Source organism: Spirillospora sp. NPDC052269, from assembly GCF_040679435.1.
In the GTDB taxonomy this organism is placed as follows: domain Bacteria; phylum Actinomycetota; class Actinomycetes; order Streptosporangiales; family Streptosporangiaceae; genus Spirillospora.
The window spans coordinates 244,395-260,161 of record NZ_JBFAUU010000012.1; the positions used below are offsets into that span (position 1 = coordinate 244,395).

Here is a 15,767-nt window from a genome sequence, read left to right on the forward strand (position 1 = left end):
GTCATCCGTGATCAGCGGACCCGCAGGTATTCCTCCCAGGTGCGGATGGTCACCTTCGGACCGTCGTCCTTGCCGCGGTTGGCGAGACCGTTCTGGCCGAGGTAGTAGTCACCGATCTGGTGCTGAGCCTGAACGGAGAGGTCGGTGTCGTTGATGGCGGTCGCGTGGATGTGCCACGGCCATTCGCCCTGATTGGGGTTGCGCACCCAGGCGGCGAATCCGACCTGGCGCATCGCCTTGGCCACCTTGGTGCGGGTGGCGGCGCTCATCCCCTTGACGTTGATGTCGACGACGCCGCCGCCGTCGTGCGTGCCGGCGGACGTGTGGTCTCCGCCCGGGTTGTAGGAACCCTGGTCCAGGACGAGCTTGCGGTGCAGCAGCTTCTCCGCCCGGAGCAGCATCTTCTGCGTGCGGGTGTCGACGACGTACTTGGGTCCGAACTTCACCTTCGGGCCCGGCACGATGACGTGGTTGACGGTGAACCGCCCGGCGCCGAGCTTGGCGAGTGAGGTCTTGCCCGGCAGGCCATTGGCGCTGAGTCCCTTGTAACCGAGGGACTTCTGGAACTTGATGTAGGCGGCGATCGTCGTGGTGCCGAAGTAGCCGTCCACCCACTTCTTGTCGAGGAACTTCTTGTCCGCGAGAGCCTTCTCGACAAGAAGGACGCTGGCCTTGGCGCCCGGGGTCAGCTTGTTGTCAGGGCGGCGCGGATCAATCTGCGCGGCCTTGACAAGCGCCTCCATGTTCACGCCCGGAAGCGCGGAGGCATTGGCCGTCGGAGCCGCCTTGTGATTGCTGTCCCCCTGCGCCGCCGAAACCGCGGTCACACCGGCGAGCGAGGTGAGCACAACGGCCGCTGTGGCGGCAGCGGCGTACTTGGGCAGCTTCATCAAATCTCCTGGATGTGCAGCGGGGGGCGTGCTCGAGGTGCCACCAACACTTCCGGGGACGATCAGCTGTTCGCAATAAGTCGCTGTTGTCAGCCTGTTCGGCGCTTCCCCGTACATTCGCACCCGCCGCCTTACAGGCGACTTGATGCACAAATACGACACTCATGACACAACCAGACAAACGGCCCACAGATGCATCAAACGGGCTGGCTCTGCCTGTCATCCACCGCTCTGACCAGGCAAGACACGATTCCGTCACTGCCGGACGCGCCGCGCCAGCGGGCCACCGGACGTGCCTCCGACACGCCCGAGCCAGGGTCGTTCGATGTCCGAGAAGACTTGTCCCTCGTCCGCCGATCCCACTTGCGAACGCCCTCCTGGACGGGCTAAGGCGTCCAGTTCTCGACCACGAATCCCGGGCGTCGTCCCCGGACCCGGCCGCCCTCTCCCGAGCACATCAACCCGGTTTCGCACACGACGAGCTCAACCGAAACAGCTCAAGCAGTGAAACCAGCAGCACTCCGAGTCGCATCAGAAAGACACCGACGAAACGAAGCGGCGAACACCATCGTGATCACCAAGATCCGAACACGCCGCCGATCGCCAACCATCAGAGGAGTCACTGAACAGCACGGGCGGCATTCTCCGCAACCGGCAATCCTGAAATGAATCGCCTGTTGGTCTCCATCGAGATCCCCTTGCCAACGGGCTCGGCCTGAACTTGCCCCTTGACAGGGTGGGGAGGATTCAAAAGAAGAAGTTCAGTAACCTCTCCCAGATGCGGCGAACAAGCGGTGCCACCGCGCACAACCCTGGGTTGTGACGCCTGCGATTACCCCGCGCTACGCTTCGCCGATGGCGAGCGAGAACGCTGATCCAGGAGTCATCGCACGATTTCGGGGTGGCCTGGAAGCCGGCCTACTGCACGTGACCGACTCGGAGTCCCGTGAGTACTTCGATCCCGACGACTGCGTGAGCGGCTTCGTCGTCGGCCGTACCTTCGTGATCGTCGGCGCGGCTTGCTTCGTTGACGATCTCGTGGAGGTGCGCGTCCGCAGGAATGCCTCGCGCATTCCGTCAACTCCGGTGTTCGCCGGACCTCTGCAAGTGGCAAGCGGCGTCTTGGTCATCGGTGACCTGACGCGCGAGGAAGAACTCGGCGTCGTCGTGCCGGTCGATGCGGGAACCGTGCATGTGACGATCGTCCGCAACCATCCCCAGTTCGCTACTGAGGTCGACGTGACGCTGAAACCCCTCTGACTTGGCGGGGTGGCGCCATCCTGCCCGCACAACCGCGCATCGCTCCGGAATGCTCGTTCGCGCGAACAGCGCGGACCCCGTGACAGACAGATTCGCGCGAAGGAGTGCTCCGGTCCGCGGGATCCAGGGTGCGGCGCAGCCTCCTGGTTCACGCTCACTCAGCCGGGAGCCCGTGGGACGAACCTCAGCCATGGAACCGAGACCGTGGGGGCTCGGGATCAGCAAGGACGCTCCTGATACACCGAGCTGCCTATTGATCGGTGTGCGCCAATGACCTTCCATTCCGACCGGCGTTCGATCTCGTCCAGCATTGCGGCGAGCGGCGGCTCGCCCTCCACACCGGACCACCATTGGTTGTGTGCCCCCAAGGCTTCAAGCGCGGGTGTGGGCTCGTACTCGATCTCGCAGCGCAGTTGGACGAGAGCCGGTGCACCGTCCTCGTCGACGTCGAACTGACGGCAGAAGCTGAGGGTGAAGCGTCGTTGCCCCCCAAAGGAGAAGGTGCCGTACTCATACAGCAGAGCGTCCTCCTCGGTCTCAACCGGATGACGCATGAACCGGCCGAATGCTCTCCACGCCGACTGCGGGTCGAGCCGACGCGGCTCCTGGCCTGCCTCCTGCAGGCACATGAGCAACTGCGACTGCACGGCCAGCGCGGCCGCCCGATGACCGGCGCCCACGCCACATGTTTCCGCCGCGGCTCTCGCTGGGCAGGCGCGGTCGAGGCGCTCGGCGTTCCGGAGCCGCACTTCCACGACCTACGCCACATGGGCAACACCCTCGCGGCCGGAAGCCGGGCGAGCCTGCGTGATCTCATGGCGCGCATGGGGCGGGACTCGCCACTCGCAGCCATGATCTACCAGCACGAGACCTCAACGGCGGGACAGGCCATCGCTGCGCAGACCAAGGCAGCCATCCAGGACGACCCGGACGACGATGGCACAGCTGGCGTGCTGGTTCCGGTGACCCAACACATCGTTGCGTTTGGTAGGTCGATCCCACCAAACGCGACCGACGTCTAAGTGCCGGGTGGGCCGTACAAGTTGTCCGCGCGAGACGACGCGACCGAAGCCGGGTCGGCACACGATCACGCGAGGCACCCCCTGGATGCCGCTGCCGCCGAGGCCGTTCGCTCCACCATGCCATGGTCCAGCTCGGGAGCCTGGTTCCTGTCTTCGGCCGTAGAGCCCTGTGGTCAGTCCGAGTAGGCGCAGATCGCGTAGACGGTGACCGGGAGAAGGGCCCCCGCGTGCCGCAGCGTCACCTGCCAGCCGTTGGGTTCGAGCGGGCCGGAGGCGAGCGCCTGAAAGCTGGAGCCGAGGTCGATGCTCTCCGGCGCGACCCGGTAGCCGCCGCCCAGGACGTGCCTTCCGTTCCTGCACATGACCGTGTGGGTCACGGCCGTATCGCCCCCGGGCACCGTGAAGTCCTCCTCCACGAGTTCCCGTCCGGAGACGCCGTTCCGGCCCGGCTCTCCCTGCGGTCCGGGCGGACCCGGCCGTCCGCGATGGCACCTGTGGCAGCTTCAATGGCACTTGTGGCAGCCCCAGCGGTGCTTGGGCCAGCTGGCAGCGGGCTGGTCCGGGGCGGTGTGCGTCTGGGCGGTGTGCGTCTGGGCGGTGAGAGCGTGTGCCGAGGTCGGGGACCACAGGGCCACACCACCGCTGAGCAGCAACGCGCCTGCCGCCAGTGCCACGGATCGAATGCGAGAGGTCATGGATCTCCTTGTGCTGTCGAGCCTGCCGTCACGCCGACAGGCGCCATACAGCCGATGCCCTCACCAGGAGCGCGCTAGGCCCCACCTTGATCCATTTTCCACCCAACGATCTCGTGAGGATCCGCAATCCCCCGCTATCGGTCCTAGAGGCGCGGCACCGCCGGCGACCCGTTCACGGCACCCTCCTCGACCGCGAGTCCTTCGAGGCACAGTCGCCTACGGACGGCATGTGCGGGCGGGGCGAGCGAGGGATCCCCGGCCTGGTGGCGGGTTCCGGATGGTCCTCACCTACCTCGCCCCTGCCGCCCGACCTGGCACCCCGCCGACCTGGCGCGTCTCGCCGATCACTCCGCAAGTGACCGCGAGTCCCCTTGATCACCACTCCATCGGGCACGTTCCCCCGCCTCAGGTACCCTCCCAGACCGTCTGGTCTGTAGATTCCCAAACGATCACTGCCCCGTCCGAACCCGTCCGCACGCTGGGTCGATGACCTGCGCCTCGTCCGAACTGGTTCATCGCAACCCGAGATCGCCCGTCCCCGTGGCTCCCGGATTTCTTGCCGTCAGAAGCCGCCCCAGAAGACAAACCCGGAGAGCGAGTCAACGTTTTGGGGTGCTGAGCCTGTGAATCCGTCTGGGGTTGGCGCGAGCTTCCAGTCGCCCTGCCATTTCACGGTCGTGGTCCTGGCGGTGCGGCCGCGCCCAGGGTCCCGCAACACCGTGCCGACCACTGCGGTCTGAGGCGTATAGGAGACGATTCTGAAGCCCGTGATCTGTGCTGCCTTCCTGGCCGGTACGGGCTGCTCGGAGGCACGCACCCGCGCGTAGGCCGCCTTGCCTCTTCCCTCCACGACCTGCTGCTCCAAGATCTTCTGCCATCGTGTCGACCGGTCGAGCCGCACGCTTATCTGCACAGCGGCGAACAGGGCTCCGCGCGGCGTGTGCTCGTAGCAGCGTGCGATGTCGCCCTGGACGTCCAGCGGCCCGACCAACGGCGAGAACGGCACCGCAACGCCCTCGAAACGCTTCCAGTACACCTGTCTCGGCGCGGTCGTGGGAATGCTCTGATTGCCGTTGTCGGTAGAACACGTGCGCGCCCCCGCCGGACTCGTGGCAGAAGGCGTGGACTTCGGAGTGGCCGCTGCAGTGTTCTCCTGGCTCTTCGCCGTACAACCAGCGATGCCTAGGGCGACAACGATGACCGGAAAGCTGGCTCGCTTGAACATGTGGGGACCTATCTCGCACGGCGGATTCTGACACCGCAGGCCGATGCTAGGCCCTCCAGATCAACGCCGCCCGCTCCAGCACGACGTCTTGGCCGCGGCCGCAGGTACAACGGCCCCGTCCGGAGGGTGCATCCGCGCGAACGGTGAGAACGCCGTGATGGACCGTGCCGCGCGGATGTGCCCTCCGTGTCCGGGAGGGGTCTGGGAACCCTGGGGTTCCCAGTAACGCATGCGCGGCCGGGGACCGGCGCCCACGCCGCACGCCCCGGACGCGCGGGCGGCGGGCCGCGCCACCGGCACGAGCGCCGCCCCTTGAGTGGGATGGCCAAGGCCGAGCTCAAGGGCAAGAAGGGATCGGGCACGCAGCGGGCACGCAACCGCAAGAAGCGGTCCTGAAAGACGAGAGCCCAGGTCAGGAGATCGGTCCTGACCTGGGCTTTCTGGTGGGTGGAGCCTAGGGGATTCGAACCCCTGACACCCGGCTTGCAAAGCCGGTGCTCTACCAACTGAGCTAAGGCCCCTTGGCGGGTCAAAGCTTACCGGGGGATGGACATCGCACGCGCCCGGTTATCGCTGTGGTGTGCGCGTCCAGGAAGCAGCCATGCGCTTTGGGCCCGGCGGGATCGGAACGGTGGTCCGTCCCGGTCACGCCGGGGCCTTGCACGGCGGATGCCGGTTCAGCTGTCGTTGGACGTGGCCTCGGTCCACAGGTCCAGCTCCGCCCGGTCCTGCTGAAGGCGACGCCAGACGACGAACCCGCCGAGAGCCACAACGGCCAGAACGAGAAGCTTCTTCACGGTGGGGACCCCTTCACCTCGACTATGAAGTCAACCCGAGGGACATGGATGTCAAGAGACTCTTCCCCCCAGGCTCTCCGCAGCCTAGCAACCCGGGCCGAGCGATCCGCACCCCCTGTGCCGTTATCGGACGTGCCGTCCAAAGACGGTGTGGGTGCTGTGGCGGACGCGCCATCTCGATTCGGACGCGGATCCGCCGGATAATCCGGGGCATCGACGTCAGGAGAGTCCCTATGGGCGCAGAGGACGATTTCGGTCTCTGGGAGCAGGAGCTGGGGACCGGGTCGGCGGATCGTCCGGAGTCGTCGGGCCTGCGTGGACCGCTCGTGATCGCGGGAATCATGGCCGTCGGCTGCACCGTCCTGATCACCTTGGGCGAGGGACCGCTGGGCGTCGTGGGACTGGTCCTCTCCTCCCTGATCCTGCTGCTGTGGCGCGCCGGGCTGTGACGCCGGACGCGGGGCGCGTGATCGCCATCAGCGAACCGCATGCCTTCGCGAATGCGACGGACGGATCGTCCGCGATCCGGTGAGGGCGTCTGCCGGCCTTTCGGGGCGACCGGCATGGCGGACGGTCGCGGAAGGACTCTTCATCCACAGGCCAAAAGTGGTGCTTTGGAGGCTTTCTTGCCTGCTTGGGCGGGGGTCTTCGAGGTCGTCGTCCACACGAGAATCCCCAGTTGGCCAAGGGTTCGTGCGCCGGACCGTTCCTCTGGACAACGGTGGGGACGAGCTGTGGGCGACGCTCGCGGCGATCCCCGTCCTCCACAGCCTGTGGATAACTTCGGTGCACAACCTGTGGGGAGACGGGGTTGCTCGCTATCCACTTCTCGTCCCCAGGTCACCCCCAGATGGACATCCGCTTATCCACCTGGTGGATAACGTTCTGACCAGTGTCGGAACACCGCTTCGGCCGTGACGTCCCATCGCTGTACACAGGCTGTGGGCGACGGGCCTCCACAGTGTGCCCCATCCGGTGGAAACCGTCTGCCCACGGGAAATCCCCAGTCGCATCCCCAGATCATCTTCCTGTGAATCACACTGTGCGACGCATCCACAGCCCCCTCCACCCGACACGCTGAGGCAGCACGTTGTCCGGCTGTCCGGGGCCTTAGGGTTGGGTGCCCACACCTAGGCGGACGCTCCCTGGGCGGCGAGTTATCCACAATCTGTGGACGTGCTTTCCCCGGCCGCATACTGCGGGAACACTGGATCTCGGGAGCGGGGCGAACGTTCCGTCCCCAGTTTTCGATCAGTGGTCAGCGGCCGAGGATCCAGCGGCCGGACCAGCCCAGGAAGCGGCGCGGGTACGCCTCGTCCCCGTCCAGCCCGCCGCCGTCCAGGACGTGGTCCAGCCCCGCGAGCACCCGGTCGAGCCCCGCCGCCGGCGCGGCCGTACGGGTGGCCACCGGTCCGAACAGGCGGTCGGTCTCGTCCCGGGCCCACGCGGCGAAGGCGCGTGCTTCGGCGTCACCGGCCATCGACAGGAAGAACAACGCCTGCCGCCACGCGTACGCCGCGTCCTTCACGGCGCGCAGCGGCAGCGCCGACCGGTGCGCGGTGACGAGCCGGTCGCACATCACGGTGAAGGCGCGGCGCGCCGACTCGGGCCAGCCAGGCTCGGGCGTCACGCCGACCGTTCCGGCGAGCACGGCGAGATTGTGCGTGGTCAGGATCTGGGACTGCTCGATGACCCGTCCGTTCGCGACCACCCACGAGCCGCCCGCGGCTACCGCGCGCGCCGAACACAACGCCGCGAACTCCCTCGCGGCGTCCGCTTCAGGATCGGAGGTGAAACCGGCATGCGTCTTCCTCGCCTGCGCCGTCTTCTCGGACGAGGTCTTGGCAGCGGCCCGCAGCGTCCACAGCCGTGCGGTGTCGATGCCGTAGTAGCGGGCGTAGAGCGACCCGTCGAGCAGCTCGGCGGCGAGCTCCGCTGCCCGCACGAACTTCGGGGAGAACGTACCCATGAAGATGTCCGCGGCGAGCTCCTCGACGAACGGCGCGTCCAGCCCGGCCTGCCGCGCCAGCGCGGAGAGCTCGGTGACCATCCGGTTCGGGATGATCGTCCCCGGGAACGCGCCGAGCGTGAGGCCGCCGAGCCGGGTCAGCGTCGTCCGCGCCGCCTCGCGCGCCGCGTCGCCGCCGCTCCCCCGCCGGGACTCGAGCGCGCGAACCCAGGGCAGCTCATCGAACCGCACCTGGTGCTCCAGGTTCACCAGCAGCAGCGACCGCCGTCCCCGGAACGCCCGGTAGCCCGCCGACACCAACGCCACCAAGGCCCGATCGCCATAGTCGAGCGCCACCGTGGACGCCACCAGCTGCGGAACGAGCCCCGACAGCACCTCGGCCGAAGGCACGATCCGCCGCTCGACCAGCGTCCCGACCGGCGCGCTCAGCGCCTGCCCGATCGTCCGCACCACCACGTCCGGCATCACCGCACCGACGGGCACCCGAGCGCGCTCAGCCAGTCGGCCGCCCGAACCACCGTCCACCCACCCTCGGCTTCCAACAGCGGACTCTGCGGTCGACAGAGCCATCTCGCCGTTCTCGGGCCCGGACTCATCCCCTTGCACGTCCGCCTGCCGCCGGCCTTCCGTGGAAGACGCCACGCTTTGCGGAACGTCCTGGTGGCCCTCCGGTTCCTTGCCTCGGGCGTCCGCCTGCCACTGGTCTTCTGCGGAAGGCCGCGTGCCTTGCAGAAGGTTCTCGTCGTTCTCAGGATCGTTGCTGCGCGCGTTCGCCTGTCCGTGGGCGCCACTGTTCGGCTGGGGTCGGGCGTGCTCGTCCTGAGTCACCGGGTGGATGAAGGCGGTCGTGTCAGGGATGCCGTCGTCTTGGGGGAGGACGGCCAGGCGGTCCGCCGCGATCGTGGCCAGCGCGCGATGAGGCGGCCGCGCCGCGTCCGCCGCCTGGCGCTCGCGGAGGGCCGAGTGCTCGGGGGAGCCAGGCCGCCCCCTCCGAGCGACCATCGAATCGACGGCATGCTGGAGCAGACCACGCTTCGGAGCGCGGCCGTCGACGACGTCCTCCATGGCCGTGCGCAGGATCGCCGCGTTCTCCTTAGGGCGACGGTGCTTGGCGCACAGCCGGTGCTCGGAGGCCAGCATCTGGTACTCGGCCAGCAGCGCGATGGTCTGGTCCGTCCAGCCCTCGGGGAAGACCGCGGCAACACGACCGTCCACAACGGTGGTCAGCCAGTGAGCGAGGAGGCGATCGGCGAAGGGGTTCCACACGCTCAGCGCTTCGTGCATCGCGTCGATCGCGGGAGGCGTCCGGCGTGCGAGGAGGGCAGAGCGCACCTCGCCGACCGAACTCCGGAACACATGCTCCGGGTCGCGTCCTGGCCGTCCGGGACGGCGCGCGGGAATGAAGCGAAGCCGATCCGCGAACGGCGCGATCGCGTCCACGATGTCGAACGCGCCGGCACGGTCGCCGTCCCGCAGAAACCACGCGACCGTGAGAAGCGCAGCCTCTTCCGGAAGGGTGATCTCGTAGTCCGCGGCGTCCAGCATGGCCTGGAGCTCCGCCTGGCCCGCGTCGGTCAGGTAGTGCGCGAAGACGGCCGCTCGGTCTGGCGCGACGGCGAGCTCATGGGGGAGCAGCGGACCTCCCGCCAGCGGCCTGCCGGTGGCGAACCCGCCGCGGACGACCTCAAGGGTGACCCATGCCGGAAGCCCGTGCACCGGTGTACGGCTGCCGATGCTGAGCGTCCCATCGGTCTTCCCGTCGAGAACTCTCCTCCACGCCCGAACACGCTCCTCCGCACGACGCCGGGTGGCCGGGTCCTCGTGTTGCCCGGCGGTGGTGAAAGCGCGTGCGAGCTGCCCGAGCGGATATCCGTCTCCGATGTTCATAGCCAGCGTGGCGGGCTCCGCCCCCGCGCCCTCCGGGTCTCAAGCCCGGTGCTCTCCTATCTGAGCTACACGCTGATCAGAACCGACCTTAGAAACCGAACGAAGTCGCTGCAATCGGATTTGCTCGCCGTCCATGGCCCAAGCCGCATGCCACAGCCCCCACCCACCGACATCGCAGGAACCACTCGGAACACGGACGCTCAAGCATGCTCAGCACCGCCGCCTCCCCTACATCCGCACGCCGGTGGCGCACAGCGTCAACCACCCGCAGGGCATCCAAGGAACGCGGCCAGGACCGCCCGCTCCCCACGGACACCCCCGCCCCGTACGCCTTCCCCCGTCTCGCCCTCCAGGGCCGTTCGGCAGGCTGCTGCCAGACGGCTCAGCTCGGCATCCAGCAGCAAGCTGCGGACAGCCACAACCTCGGCGGCAAGGGCGGCAAGGACACGACGACCAGCCAACTCCCCACCTCCACGTCCCACCCCCAGGAACCTTCGTCCCTGGGATCGCGCCCCACGCGCTCGGTACCGGACTCTCCTCGAACTCATGGACGGCGCCCACGTCCCGCCTGCGGACGGCGCCCGCGTTGCACTGTGGGCGATGCCAACATCGCGCCCTGGGCGGTGCCGACGTCGCGCCCTTGGACGATGCCCGCGTCGCACCCGTGGGTGGCGTCCGCGTGGCGCCCATGGGCGGTGCTGGTGTCGCGTGTGTGGGTGCCCAGACAATCGACGCCGGGCGGTCCGCGAACCGGCGGGCCAGCAGACGCGGGTGTGGAGAAGGGGCCGTCGGTGGACGTGCTCGGCGGGGCTCTGGGCGTCCGTGTTCGTGTCCCTCCTGGTCCGCTTGGAGAGTCGCTGAGCGGACCAGGAGGAGGGTGGAGTGTGGGGCGGCCCGTGGGCTGCGTCTTGGGTGCTGGCTTGGCTGGTCTGTGTGGGGGCAGCCGGGCGTCCAGTGTCTTGTGGGCATGGTCGACGGCTGAGGAGGCTGGCTTGGGGGACGGGCTGGAGCGGAAGGTGGTCGGGGTTAGGCGGGTGGTGATGGGGGTGGGGTCAGCCCAGGGAGGTGATGGCCTCGAGCATGGCGCTGGTGGAGTGGGCTTCGGTCAGGCCGAACTCCCATGCTTGGGCGCCCATGGCCTCGGCGCCGAGGCGCTTGGCCTCGGTGTGCGGGTCGCCAGCCGTGTAGGCGAGGGCGACGGGTTGCAGGGACGCCAGTAGTTCCGAGTAGTCGGCCCATTTGGAGACCTCGGGCGGTCCGGAGATGACGAAGACTCCGGCGACCGAGCGCAGGGCGGACAGGACCTCGGCGCGTTCGGCGGCGGCGTTCACCGGGCGGCCCGGGCCCTTCCACGCGCGGACCCGGTCGTCGTCCTCGACGCCGACCACGAGCGGGAAGCCGCGTGCCGCGGCCTCTCGAAGGAAGCGGACATGCCCGATGTGCAGGACATCGAACACGCCCGTGGCGACGACGGGCCGTCCTTCCGGGCGCGGTCCCGCCCAGGTCGCCGTCAGCCGCTGACCGCCCACAGCCATCCACCCTCCGCAGGTCGATTCCCCTGCCACACAGTGAACACGACCGGGGGACCGCGGCGTCACGCGCCCCGGCTCCGGACGGGCGACGCGACGCACGTCACACCGTCCGGCCCCTTGTCGTCACGATAAAAATAATGCCTACTATTTTCACGGCCCATCCCCAGGGAGGCGTGACGAGCATGACGACGGCGCTGGTGCGGTGCGCGGACGGCGATCACACGGTGGAGCTGCGCGACCGGGAACGGGTGGCGGAACGCCTGATCAAGGCGTCGGCCAGGAAGTCCTACGACCCCGAGGTGGACGTCGACTGGGACACGCCGCTCGACCCGGACCTCTTCTATCTCCCGCCCGAGACGCTCTCCCTCTACGAGACGCCGCTGTGGGATCGGATGAGCCACGAGGAACGCGTCGAGCTGTCCCGGCACGAGCTGGTCAGCATGCTGTCGTTCGGCATCTGGTCGGAGATCATGCTGATGAAGGGCCTGCTCAGCCACGTCTACCGGGGCGATCCGACCTCCAGGCACATCGCCTACGCCCTCACCGAGACCGCCGACGAGTGCCGTCACTCCAGCATGTTCGGGCGCTTCATCGGCAAGATCGGCCTGCGTCCGTACCCGATGGCCTGGCCGGAGTTCCAACTCGGCAAGGTCGCGGGGCTGATCGACCCGCCGATGGCGATGTTCGCCGCCGTCCTGCTCGTCGAGGAGGTCACCGACGCCGTCCAGCGCGTGACCATGTCGGACGAGCGTGTCCAGCCCCTCGTCCGGACGATCAGCCGCATCCACGTGACCGAGGAGGCCCGGCACATCTCGTACGCGCGTGAGGAGCTCAAGCATCAGGTGGCCTCGACGCCGCGCCCGTTCCGCCGCGTCCAGGCGTCCGGCATCGCGGGCGTGGGGTTCCGGATGGCTCCTCGTCTCACCCGTCCCGCCGTGTACCGGGCCGTCGGCCTCGACCCACGTGTCGCCTATCGCACCGCGAAGACCAGCCCCCATCGTCAGGCCACCCTCCGCTGGGCCTTCCGCCGGGCCACCGGCTTCCTCACCGACATCGGCATGATCGAAGGTCCCAGCGCCCGGATCTGGCACCGCACCGGCATGCTCTCCACGCCGGAAACCCCTGTCCCGGCCTCCCTCCCCCGCCGCTGACCGGACTTCCTGTCCGTTCCGGCCGCACGCTGAGGCGACGGCGGCCGGGTGGAGGCGCTTAGGGTGAGGGCATGGGGAGAGTGGCCGGGCTGACGAGCGAAGAGGCGCGTGAGCGACTGCTGGCGGCGGCCGCCGAGGTGTTCGTCGAGCGGGGTTACTCGGGGACGGCCACCAGCGAGATCGCTCGGCGGGCCGGGTTGTCCACAGGGGCGATCTACTCGCGGTACGCGTCGAAGGCGGAGCTGCTCGCGGACGCCATCAAGGCGTACATCCCCGGGGAGCTGGCGCGGCTGATCAGCGACGGAGTGCCGGGCGTGCCGGTGCAGGACGTCGTCCAGCATCTCGGCGAGGAGCTTCCGCACCGGCCCCGGCAGATCGCCGCGATGCTGGTCGAGGGCGCCGCCGCGGCGCGGCGGGATCCGCGGGTCGCGGAGATCTTCGCCGGGGAGCTGACCGCGCATCTCGAGGCCGTGGAGGGCCTGGTCGCGGCGGCCCAGCAGGAGGGGGCGGTGGACGCGTCCCTTCCGTCCGGCGCGCTGGCCCGGTTCTTGCTGGCCGTCTCGCTGGGCACCCTCTTCACCAGCATGATGGACCTCGCCCCCGTGGACGACGCGGACTGGGCGACGGTCATCAACCGCTTCATCACCGCCGCGTCCCCGAACGAGTAGGCCCGGGCCGCCCCGGCGGAGCTTGTCGGTGATCCGGAGCCGTGCGGACACCCTCGCGCCACCTTCGAGGGGCTGTCGGCGTCCGTCGCGCCACCCCCGTGGCCGCCTCCTGCACAACTCGATCCAGGCCACCCGCTACGCAACCCACGGGGCTGTCGGCATCCAAGGACTTCCGTTCAGGGGGCTGCCGTGCAGGGGGCTGCCGTGCAGGGGGCTGCCGTGCAGTCAGCCTTGTGATGGCTTCGCATGGGGACGTACGACCGGTGACGGCGCTCGGTGCTCACGGCGGCGGGGAACTGCCTGCCGACCGGGTTCCGCCTTTGGCGGCGGTGGCCGTCAGGAGGTCAGGCGGGCGGCCAGGGCTTCGCGGCCGACGGGGATGAGGCGGTCGGGCTCGGACGGGGAGTAGTAGGCGGCGAAGGGGTGACGGGCGAGGGCCAGTTCGGAGAGGACGAAGAGGGGCAGAAGGGCGCGGGATGTGTTCCGGCAGGAGGACGCGAGGCTTCGCTCGGCGGCGGCCGCCTGGAACTTGGACTCGGCTTCCGTGACCGAGGACGCGATGTAGGACGGGTTGTCGGCCAGTCCGGGATCCGCGAGGACGGCTGCGGAGTTGCGGGACGCGGCGGGTGCGGAGCCGTCCTCGTCGTCCGGGGGACCGGCGGCGGAGCCGGCGCGCAGGATGCGGGCCTGGAGGGCGTGCATCGCGACGACGGGGGACCAGACGTTGTAGTCGTCGTTCGACGTGGGGATCGCGGTGGTGATCGAGTCGAGGACGTCGAGGGCCTCGGGCTCGCGGTTCAGGGCCCAGAGATAGGTCGCCAGGTCGAACTCCTGGTACAGCTCCCGCATCCGGGTGTGGGACCAGCGCTTGGCCAGCGACGTCTTGAATCGGAGCAGGTAAGGGACGGGCTCGGCGACGGGCAGCGCGGCCGGTGGAGGGCTGATCGGCATGCCCGCATCCAAGCGCATTCGGGCGATGCCAGGTGACCGTGGCGGGCGGACAGCGGTGGCGGGGCGCTGGTTCGCGGTGGCAGGGGCGGGTGCTGGGAGCGGGGAGGTCAGCCGGCTTCCTGGGTGACATCGGTCAGGGGCTGGCCGACGATCTGCTGGAGCGTGGCGACGTACTCGCGGAAGGCGGTGCGCCCCTGGTCGGTGAGCTTCAGCCAGGTTCGGGGACGCTTGCCGACGTGGCCCTTGCGGATGTGGACGTAGCCGGCGGTCTCGAGGGCGGCGGCGTGCTTGGAGAGGACGGAGTCGCTGACCTCGAGGCTGTCGCGGACGAACGAGAACTCGGCCTCGTTCGCGGTGGCGAGCAGGGACACGATCTGGAGCCGCACGGGGGCGTGGATCACCGGGTCGAGGTTCACTGGGCGACCTTTCCCTTCGCGCCGGCCATGATCTGACGCTCGGCCCACCGGAGCGTCAACACACCGTAGAGCGAGACCGCGATCCCAGAGATGATCTTCGGCCAGATCGCCGAGTCGGTGACGAGCCAGACCAGGGGCGGGGTGATGCCGAAGAGCACGAGGAAGGGGACGACCCAGGCGACCAGCCAGGCGGTGGCGCGGGGCGTCCAGACCTGGCGCCTGCTCTTCACGCGAACCCGGTGGGCGAGCACGGCGGTCATCACGGCCAGCCCGAGCGCCACCGCGACCAGCAGGACGGATCGGGCCGCGCCGTGCAGTTCGAAGGCGGTCGACAGGACCGTGATCAGGGCAACCACGGCGGGCAGCCACCAGATCGGGAGGCGCTGCCCGGCGTACCCCTTCCGCTGGGTGCGCTCGATCTCGGCCAGGGCCTCGGCGGGGCTCGGCACTCGGTCCATGGGGGTCTCCTGTCCGGCTCGTGAAATACTTTCCATGATGGAAAATACTTTCTCCTTTCCAATCCGTCAAGTACTTTCCGGGCCACGGATGACGGCCGGGGGCGAAAGGGGGTTCGATCGACTGGGCGGAGTGAGAAGTTCGTCCGATCTCGCGTGGTTCTGATCACCCGGGTTCCGGACAACCAAAACGGCGGTAGCGGGGTCTCACCAGACTGTGAGCACGCTCCCCCTGAGTTGCTCCTGACCTGCGGAGACCCCCCATGCGCAAGATCCTCCTGACCGTGACCGCCGCCGCCCTCACCGTTGGCCTGTCGGCCTGCGACATCAACGCGAAGAGCGACGACAAGGCGGGCTCCGCCCCCTCGTCCTCCGCGTCGGAGGGCGGATCGTCCAGCGCGCCGGCGAAGCCGGGCACCCACGGCGGCGGGCACCACACCGCGCCGTCCAACCAGGGCGGCGGAGACGCCGGCGGCGCCACCCCCGATGCCAACGCCGGCAAGCCGGTCACCGGCAAGCTGTCCTACCTGGCGCCGGGCAAGTTCCTCGTGGGCAACACGGCGTTCTTCACCGCCACCGACACCGTCATCATCGTCGCGGGCGGCAAGTGCCCGGACGACGCGGCGCGGCCGGACAACCGCTGCACCACCGACAACATGGAGATGTGGGTCAAGTCCGCGCCGCGGTACGCGAAGGTCAGCTTCAGCGGCCAGGTCGCCACGGTCATCCGCGAAGTCGCGAATTGATCGGCATGGGAGGCGGCGACATCGCCCGCCCGAGCTGGAGCCGCTCCCCGATCGCGGCTCCGGCTCGGCCCGGGGGTCTTTCCCCAGGCCCGGGGCTGTCCTT

Annotated in this window: 17 protein-coding genes and 2 tRNA genes; 6 read left to right on the forward strand and 13 right to left on the reverse strand. The window is 68.8% G+C overall.

The window, feature by feature from the left end:
* Nucleotides 1-11 precede the first annotated feature (11 nt).
* A complete protein-coding gene (locus tag AB0L06_RS26310; protein WP_500233759.1) occupies nucleotides 12-890 on the reverse strand; it encodes a peptidoglycan-binding domain-containing protein in 879 nt (292 codons plus the stop codon).
* 855 nt (nucleotides 891-1,745) lie between these two features.
* Here AB0L06_RS26310 and AB0L06_RS26315 point away from each other — a divergent pair.
* Nucleotides 1,746-2,150 (forward strand): hypothetical protein, encoded by a 405-nt coding sequence (locus AB0L06_RS26315; RefSeq protein ID WP_500233760.1) that lies wholly within the window; start codon nucleotides 1,746-1,748, stop codon nucleotides 2,148-2,150.
* Between the two features lie 218 nt (nucleotides 2,151-2,368).
* Here AB0L06_RS26315 and AB0L06_RS26320 read toward each other — a convergent pair whose 3' ends face one another.
* On the reverse strand, nucleotides 2,369-2,905 hold the full coding sequence (locus tag AB0L06_RS26320; RefSeq protein ID WP_500233761.1) for a hypothetical protein: 537 nt from the start codon (nucleotides 2,903-2,905) through the stop codon (nucleotides 2,369-2,371).
* Nucleotides 2,906-2,917: 12 nt separating this feature from the next.
* On the opposite strand from AB0L06_RS26320, the gene AB0L06_RS26325 reads away from it, so the two are divergent.
* Complete coding sequence (locus AB0L06_RS26325; protein ID WP_500233762.1) at nucleotides 2,918-3,172, forward strand: hypothetical protein; 255 nt, start codon at nucleotides 2,918-2,920, stop codon at nucleotides 3,170-3,172.
* A gap of 173 nt (nucleotides 3,173-3,345) precedes the next feature.
* On the opposite strand, the gene AB0L06_RS26330 is transcribed toward AB0L06_RS26325, so the two are convergent.
* From AB0L06_RS26330 to AB0L06_RS26350, 5 genes are all read right to left on the reverse strand, one after another.
* On the reverse strand, nucleotides 3,346-3,570 hold the full coding sequence (locus tag AB0L06_RS26330; RefSeq protein WP_500233763.1) for a hypothetical protein: 225 nt from the start codon (nucleotides 3,568-3,570) through the stop codon (nucleotides 3,346-3,348).
* Between the two features lie 105 nt (nucleotides 3,571-3,675).
* Nucleotides 3,676-3,867 (reverse strand): hypothetical protein, encoded by a 192-nt coding sequence (locus AB0L06_RS26335; protein WP_500233764.1) that lies wholly within the window; start codon nucleotides 3,865-3,867, stop codon nucleotides 3,676-3,678.
* Between the two features lie 562 nt (nucleotides 3,868-4,429).
* Nucleotides 4,430-5,092: a DUF8175 domain-containg protein gene (locus AB0L06_RS26340; RefSeq protein ID WP_500233765.1), complete on the reverse strand. Its 663-nt coding sequence runs from the start codon at nucleotides 5,090-5,092 to the stop codon at nucleotides 4,430-4,432.
* A 448-nt stretch (nucleotides 5,093-5,540) separates the two neighbouring features.
* Nucleotides 5,541-5,613, reverse strand: a tRNA-Ala gene (locus AB0L06_RS26345).
* Nucleotides 5,614-5,769: 156 nt separating this feature from the next.
* Nucleotides 5,770-5,889 carry a DLW-39 family protein gene (locus tag AB0L06_RS26350; RefSeq protein WP_500233766.1) on the reverse strand — a complete coding sequence of 40 codons (120 nt, stop codon included), beginning with the start codon at nucleotides 5,887-5,889 and terminating at the stop codon, nucleotides 5,770-5,772.
* Between the two features lie 233 nt (nucleotides 5,890-6,122).
* Here AB0L06_RS26350 and AB0L06_RS26355 point away from each other — a divergent pair, with 233 nt between their 5' ends.
* Nucleotides 6,123-6,338: a hypothetical protein gene (locus tag AB0L06_RS26355; RefSeq protein WP_500233767.1), complete on the forward strand. Its 216-nt coding sequence runs from the start codon at nucleotides 6,123-6,125 to the stop codon at nucleotides 6,336-6,338.
* 809 nt (nucleotides 6,339-7,147) lie between these two features.
* Here the strand turns inward: AB0L06_RS26355 and AB0L06_RS26360 are convergent.
* The 3 genes from AB0L06_RS26360 to AB0L06_RS26370 form a co-directional block, all read right to left on the reverse strand.
* Nucleotides 7,148-9,745 carry a transcriptional regulator gene (locus AB0L06_RS26360; RefSeq protein WP_500233768.1) on the reverse strand — a complete coding sequence of 866 codons (2,598 nt, stop codon included), beginning with the start codon at nucleotides 9,743-9,745 and terminating at the stop codon, nucleotides 7,148-7,150.
* Nucleotides 9,746-9,747: 2 nt separating this feature from the next.
* Nucleotides 9,748-9,820, reverse strand: a tRNA-Ser gene (locus tag AB0L06_RS26365).
* A gap of 977 nt (nucleotides 9,821-10,797) precedes the next feature.
* Complete coding sequence (locus AB0L06_RS26370) at nucleotides 10,798-11,280, reverse strand: adenylyltransferase/cytidyltransferase family protein (RefSeq protein WP_500233769.1); 483 nt, start codon at nucleotides 11,278-11,280, stop codon at nucleotides 10,798-10,800.
* 179 nt (nucleotides 11,281-11,459) lie between these two features.
* On the opposite strand from AB0L06_RS26370, the gene AB0L06_RS26375 reads away from it, so the two are divergent.
* Both AB0L06_RS26375 and AB0L06_RS26380 read left to right on the forward strand, forming a co-directional pair.
* Nucleotides 11,460-12,428, forward strand: a complete 969-nt coding sequence (locus tag AB0L06_RS26375; RefSeq protein ID WP_500233842.1) for an AurF N-oxygenase family protein — start codon at nucleotides 11,460-11,462, stop codon at nucleotides 12,426-12,428.
* Between the two features lie 71 nt (nucleotides 12,429-12,499).
* Nucleotides 12,500-13,096 (forward strand): TetR/AcrR family transcriptional regulator, encoded by a 597-nt coding sequence (locus tag AB0L06_RS26380; RefSeq protein ID WP_500233770.1) that lies wholly within the window; start codon nucleotides 12,500-12,502, stop codon nucleotides 13,094-13,096.
* 336 nt (nucleotides 13,097-13,432) lie between these two features.
* Here AB0L06_RS26380 and AB0L06_RS26385 read toward each other — a convergent pair whose 3' ends face one another.
* The 3 genes from AB0L06_RS26385 to AB0L06_RS26395 form a co-directional block, all read right to left on the reverse strand.
* The gene (locus AB0L06_RS26385) at nucleotides 13,433-14,047 is read right to left on the reverse strand and encodes a hypothetical protein (protein WP_500233771.1); all 615 of its coding nucleotides are present in this window, start codon (nucleotides 14,045-14,047) and stop codon (nucleotides 13,433-13,435) included.
* A 107-nt stretch (nucleotides 14,048-14,154) separates the two neighbouring features.
* On the reverse strand, nucleotides 14,155-14,463 hold the full coding sequence (locus tag AB0L06_RS26390; RefSeq protein WP_500233772.1) for a winged helix-turn-helix domain-containing protein: 309 nt from the start codon (nucleotides 14,461-14,463) through the stop codon (nucleotides 14,155-14,157).
* On the reverse strand, nucleotides 14,460-14,921 hold the full coding sequence (locus AB0L06_RS26395) for a hypothetical protein (RefSeq protein ID WP_500233773.1): 462 nt from the start codon (nucleotides 14,919-14,921) through the stop codon (nucleotides 14,460-14,462). The genes AB0L06_RS26390 and AB0L06_RS26395 overlap by 4 nt, the downstream gene beginning before the upstream one ends.
* Nucleotides 14,922-15,181: 260 nt before the next feature.
* On the opposite strand from AB0L06_RS26395, the gene AB0L06_RS26400 reads away from it, so the two are divergent.
* The gene (locus AB0L06_RS26400; protein WP_500233774.1) at nucleotides 15,182-15,664 is read left to right on the forward strand and encodes a hypothetical protein; all 483 of its coding nucleotides are present in this window, start codon (nucleotides 15,182-15,184) and stop codon (nucleotides 15,662-15,664) included.
* Nucleotides 15,665-15,767 lie beyond the last annotated feature (103 nt).

Bases quoted from the DNA above. Each gene is read 5' to 3' on its own strand.
- AB0L06_RS26310 (WP_500233759.1), bottom strand. From the start codon at position 890: ATGAAGCTGCCCAAGTACGCCGCTGCCGCCACAGCGGCCGTTGTGCTC.
- AB0L06_RS26315 (WP_500233760.1), top strand. From the start codon at position 1,746: ATGGCGAGCGAGAACGCTGATCCAGGAGTCATCGCACGATTTCGGGGT.
- AB0L06_RS26325 (WP_500233762.1), top strand. From the start codon at position 2,918: ATGGGCAACACCCTCGCGGCCGGAAGCCGGGCGAGCCTGCGTGATCTC.
- AB0L06_RS26335 (WP_500233764.1), bottom strand. From the start codon at position 3,867: ATGACCTCTCGCATTCGATCCGTGGCACTGGCGGCAGGCGCGTTGCTG.
- AB0L06_RS26340 (WP_500233765.1), bottom strand. From the start codon at position 5,092: ATGTTCAAGCGAGCCAGCTTTCCGGTCATCGTTGTCGCCCTAGGCATC.
- AB0L06_RS26355 (WP_500233767.1), top strand. From the start codon at position 6,123: ATGGGCGCAGAGGACGATTTCGGTCTCTGGGAGCAGGAGCTGGGGACC.
- AB0L06_RS26360 (WP_500233768.1), bottom strand. From the start codon at position 9,745: ATGAACATCGGAGACGGATATCCGCTCGGGCAGCTCGCACGCGCTTTC.
- AB0L06_RS26370 (WP_500233769.1), bottom strand. From the start codon at position 11,280: ATGGCTGTGGGCGGTCAGCGGCTGACGGCGACCTGGGCGGGACCGCGC.
- AB0L06_RS26375 (WP_500233842.1), top strand. From the start codon at position 11,460: ATGACGACGGCGCTGGTGCGGTGCGCGGACGGCGATCACACGGTGGAG.
- AB0L06_RS26380 (WP_500233770.1), top strand. From the start codon at position 12,500: ATGGGGAGAGTGGCCGGGCTGACGAGCGAAGAGGCGCGTGAGCGACTG.
- AB0L06_RS26385 (WP_500233771.1), bottom strand. From the start codon at position 14,047: ATGCCGATCAGCCCTCCACCGGCCGCGCTGCCCGTCGCCGAGCCCGTC.
- AB0L06_RS26395 (WP_500233773.1), bottom strand. From the start codon at position 14,921: ATGGACCGAGTGCCGAGCCCCGCCGAGGCCCTGGCCGAGATCGAGCGC.
- AB0L06_RS26400 (WP_500233774.1), top strand. From the start codon at position 15,182: ATGCGCAAGATCCTCCTGACCGTGACCGCCGCCGCCCTCACCGTTGGC.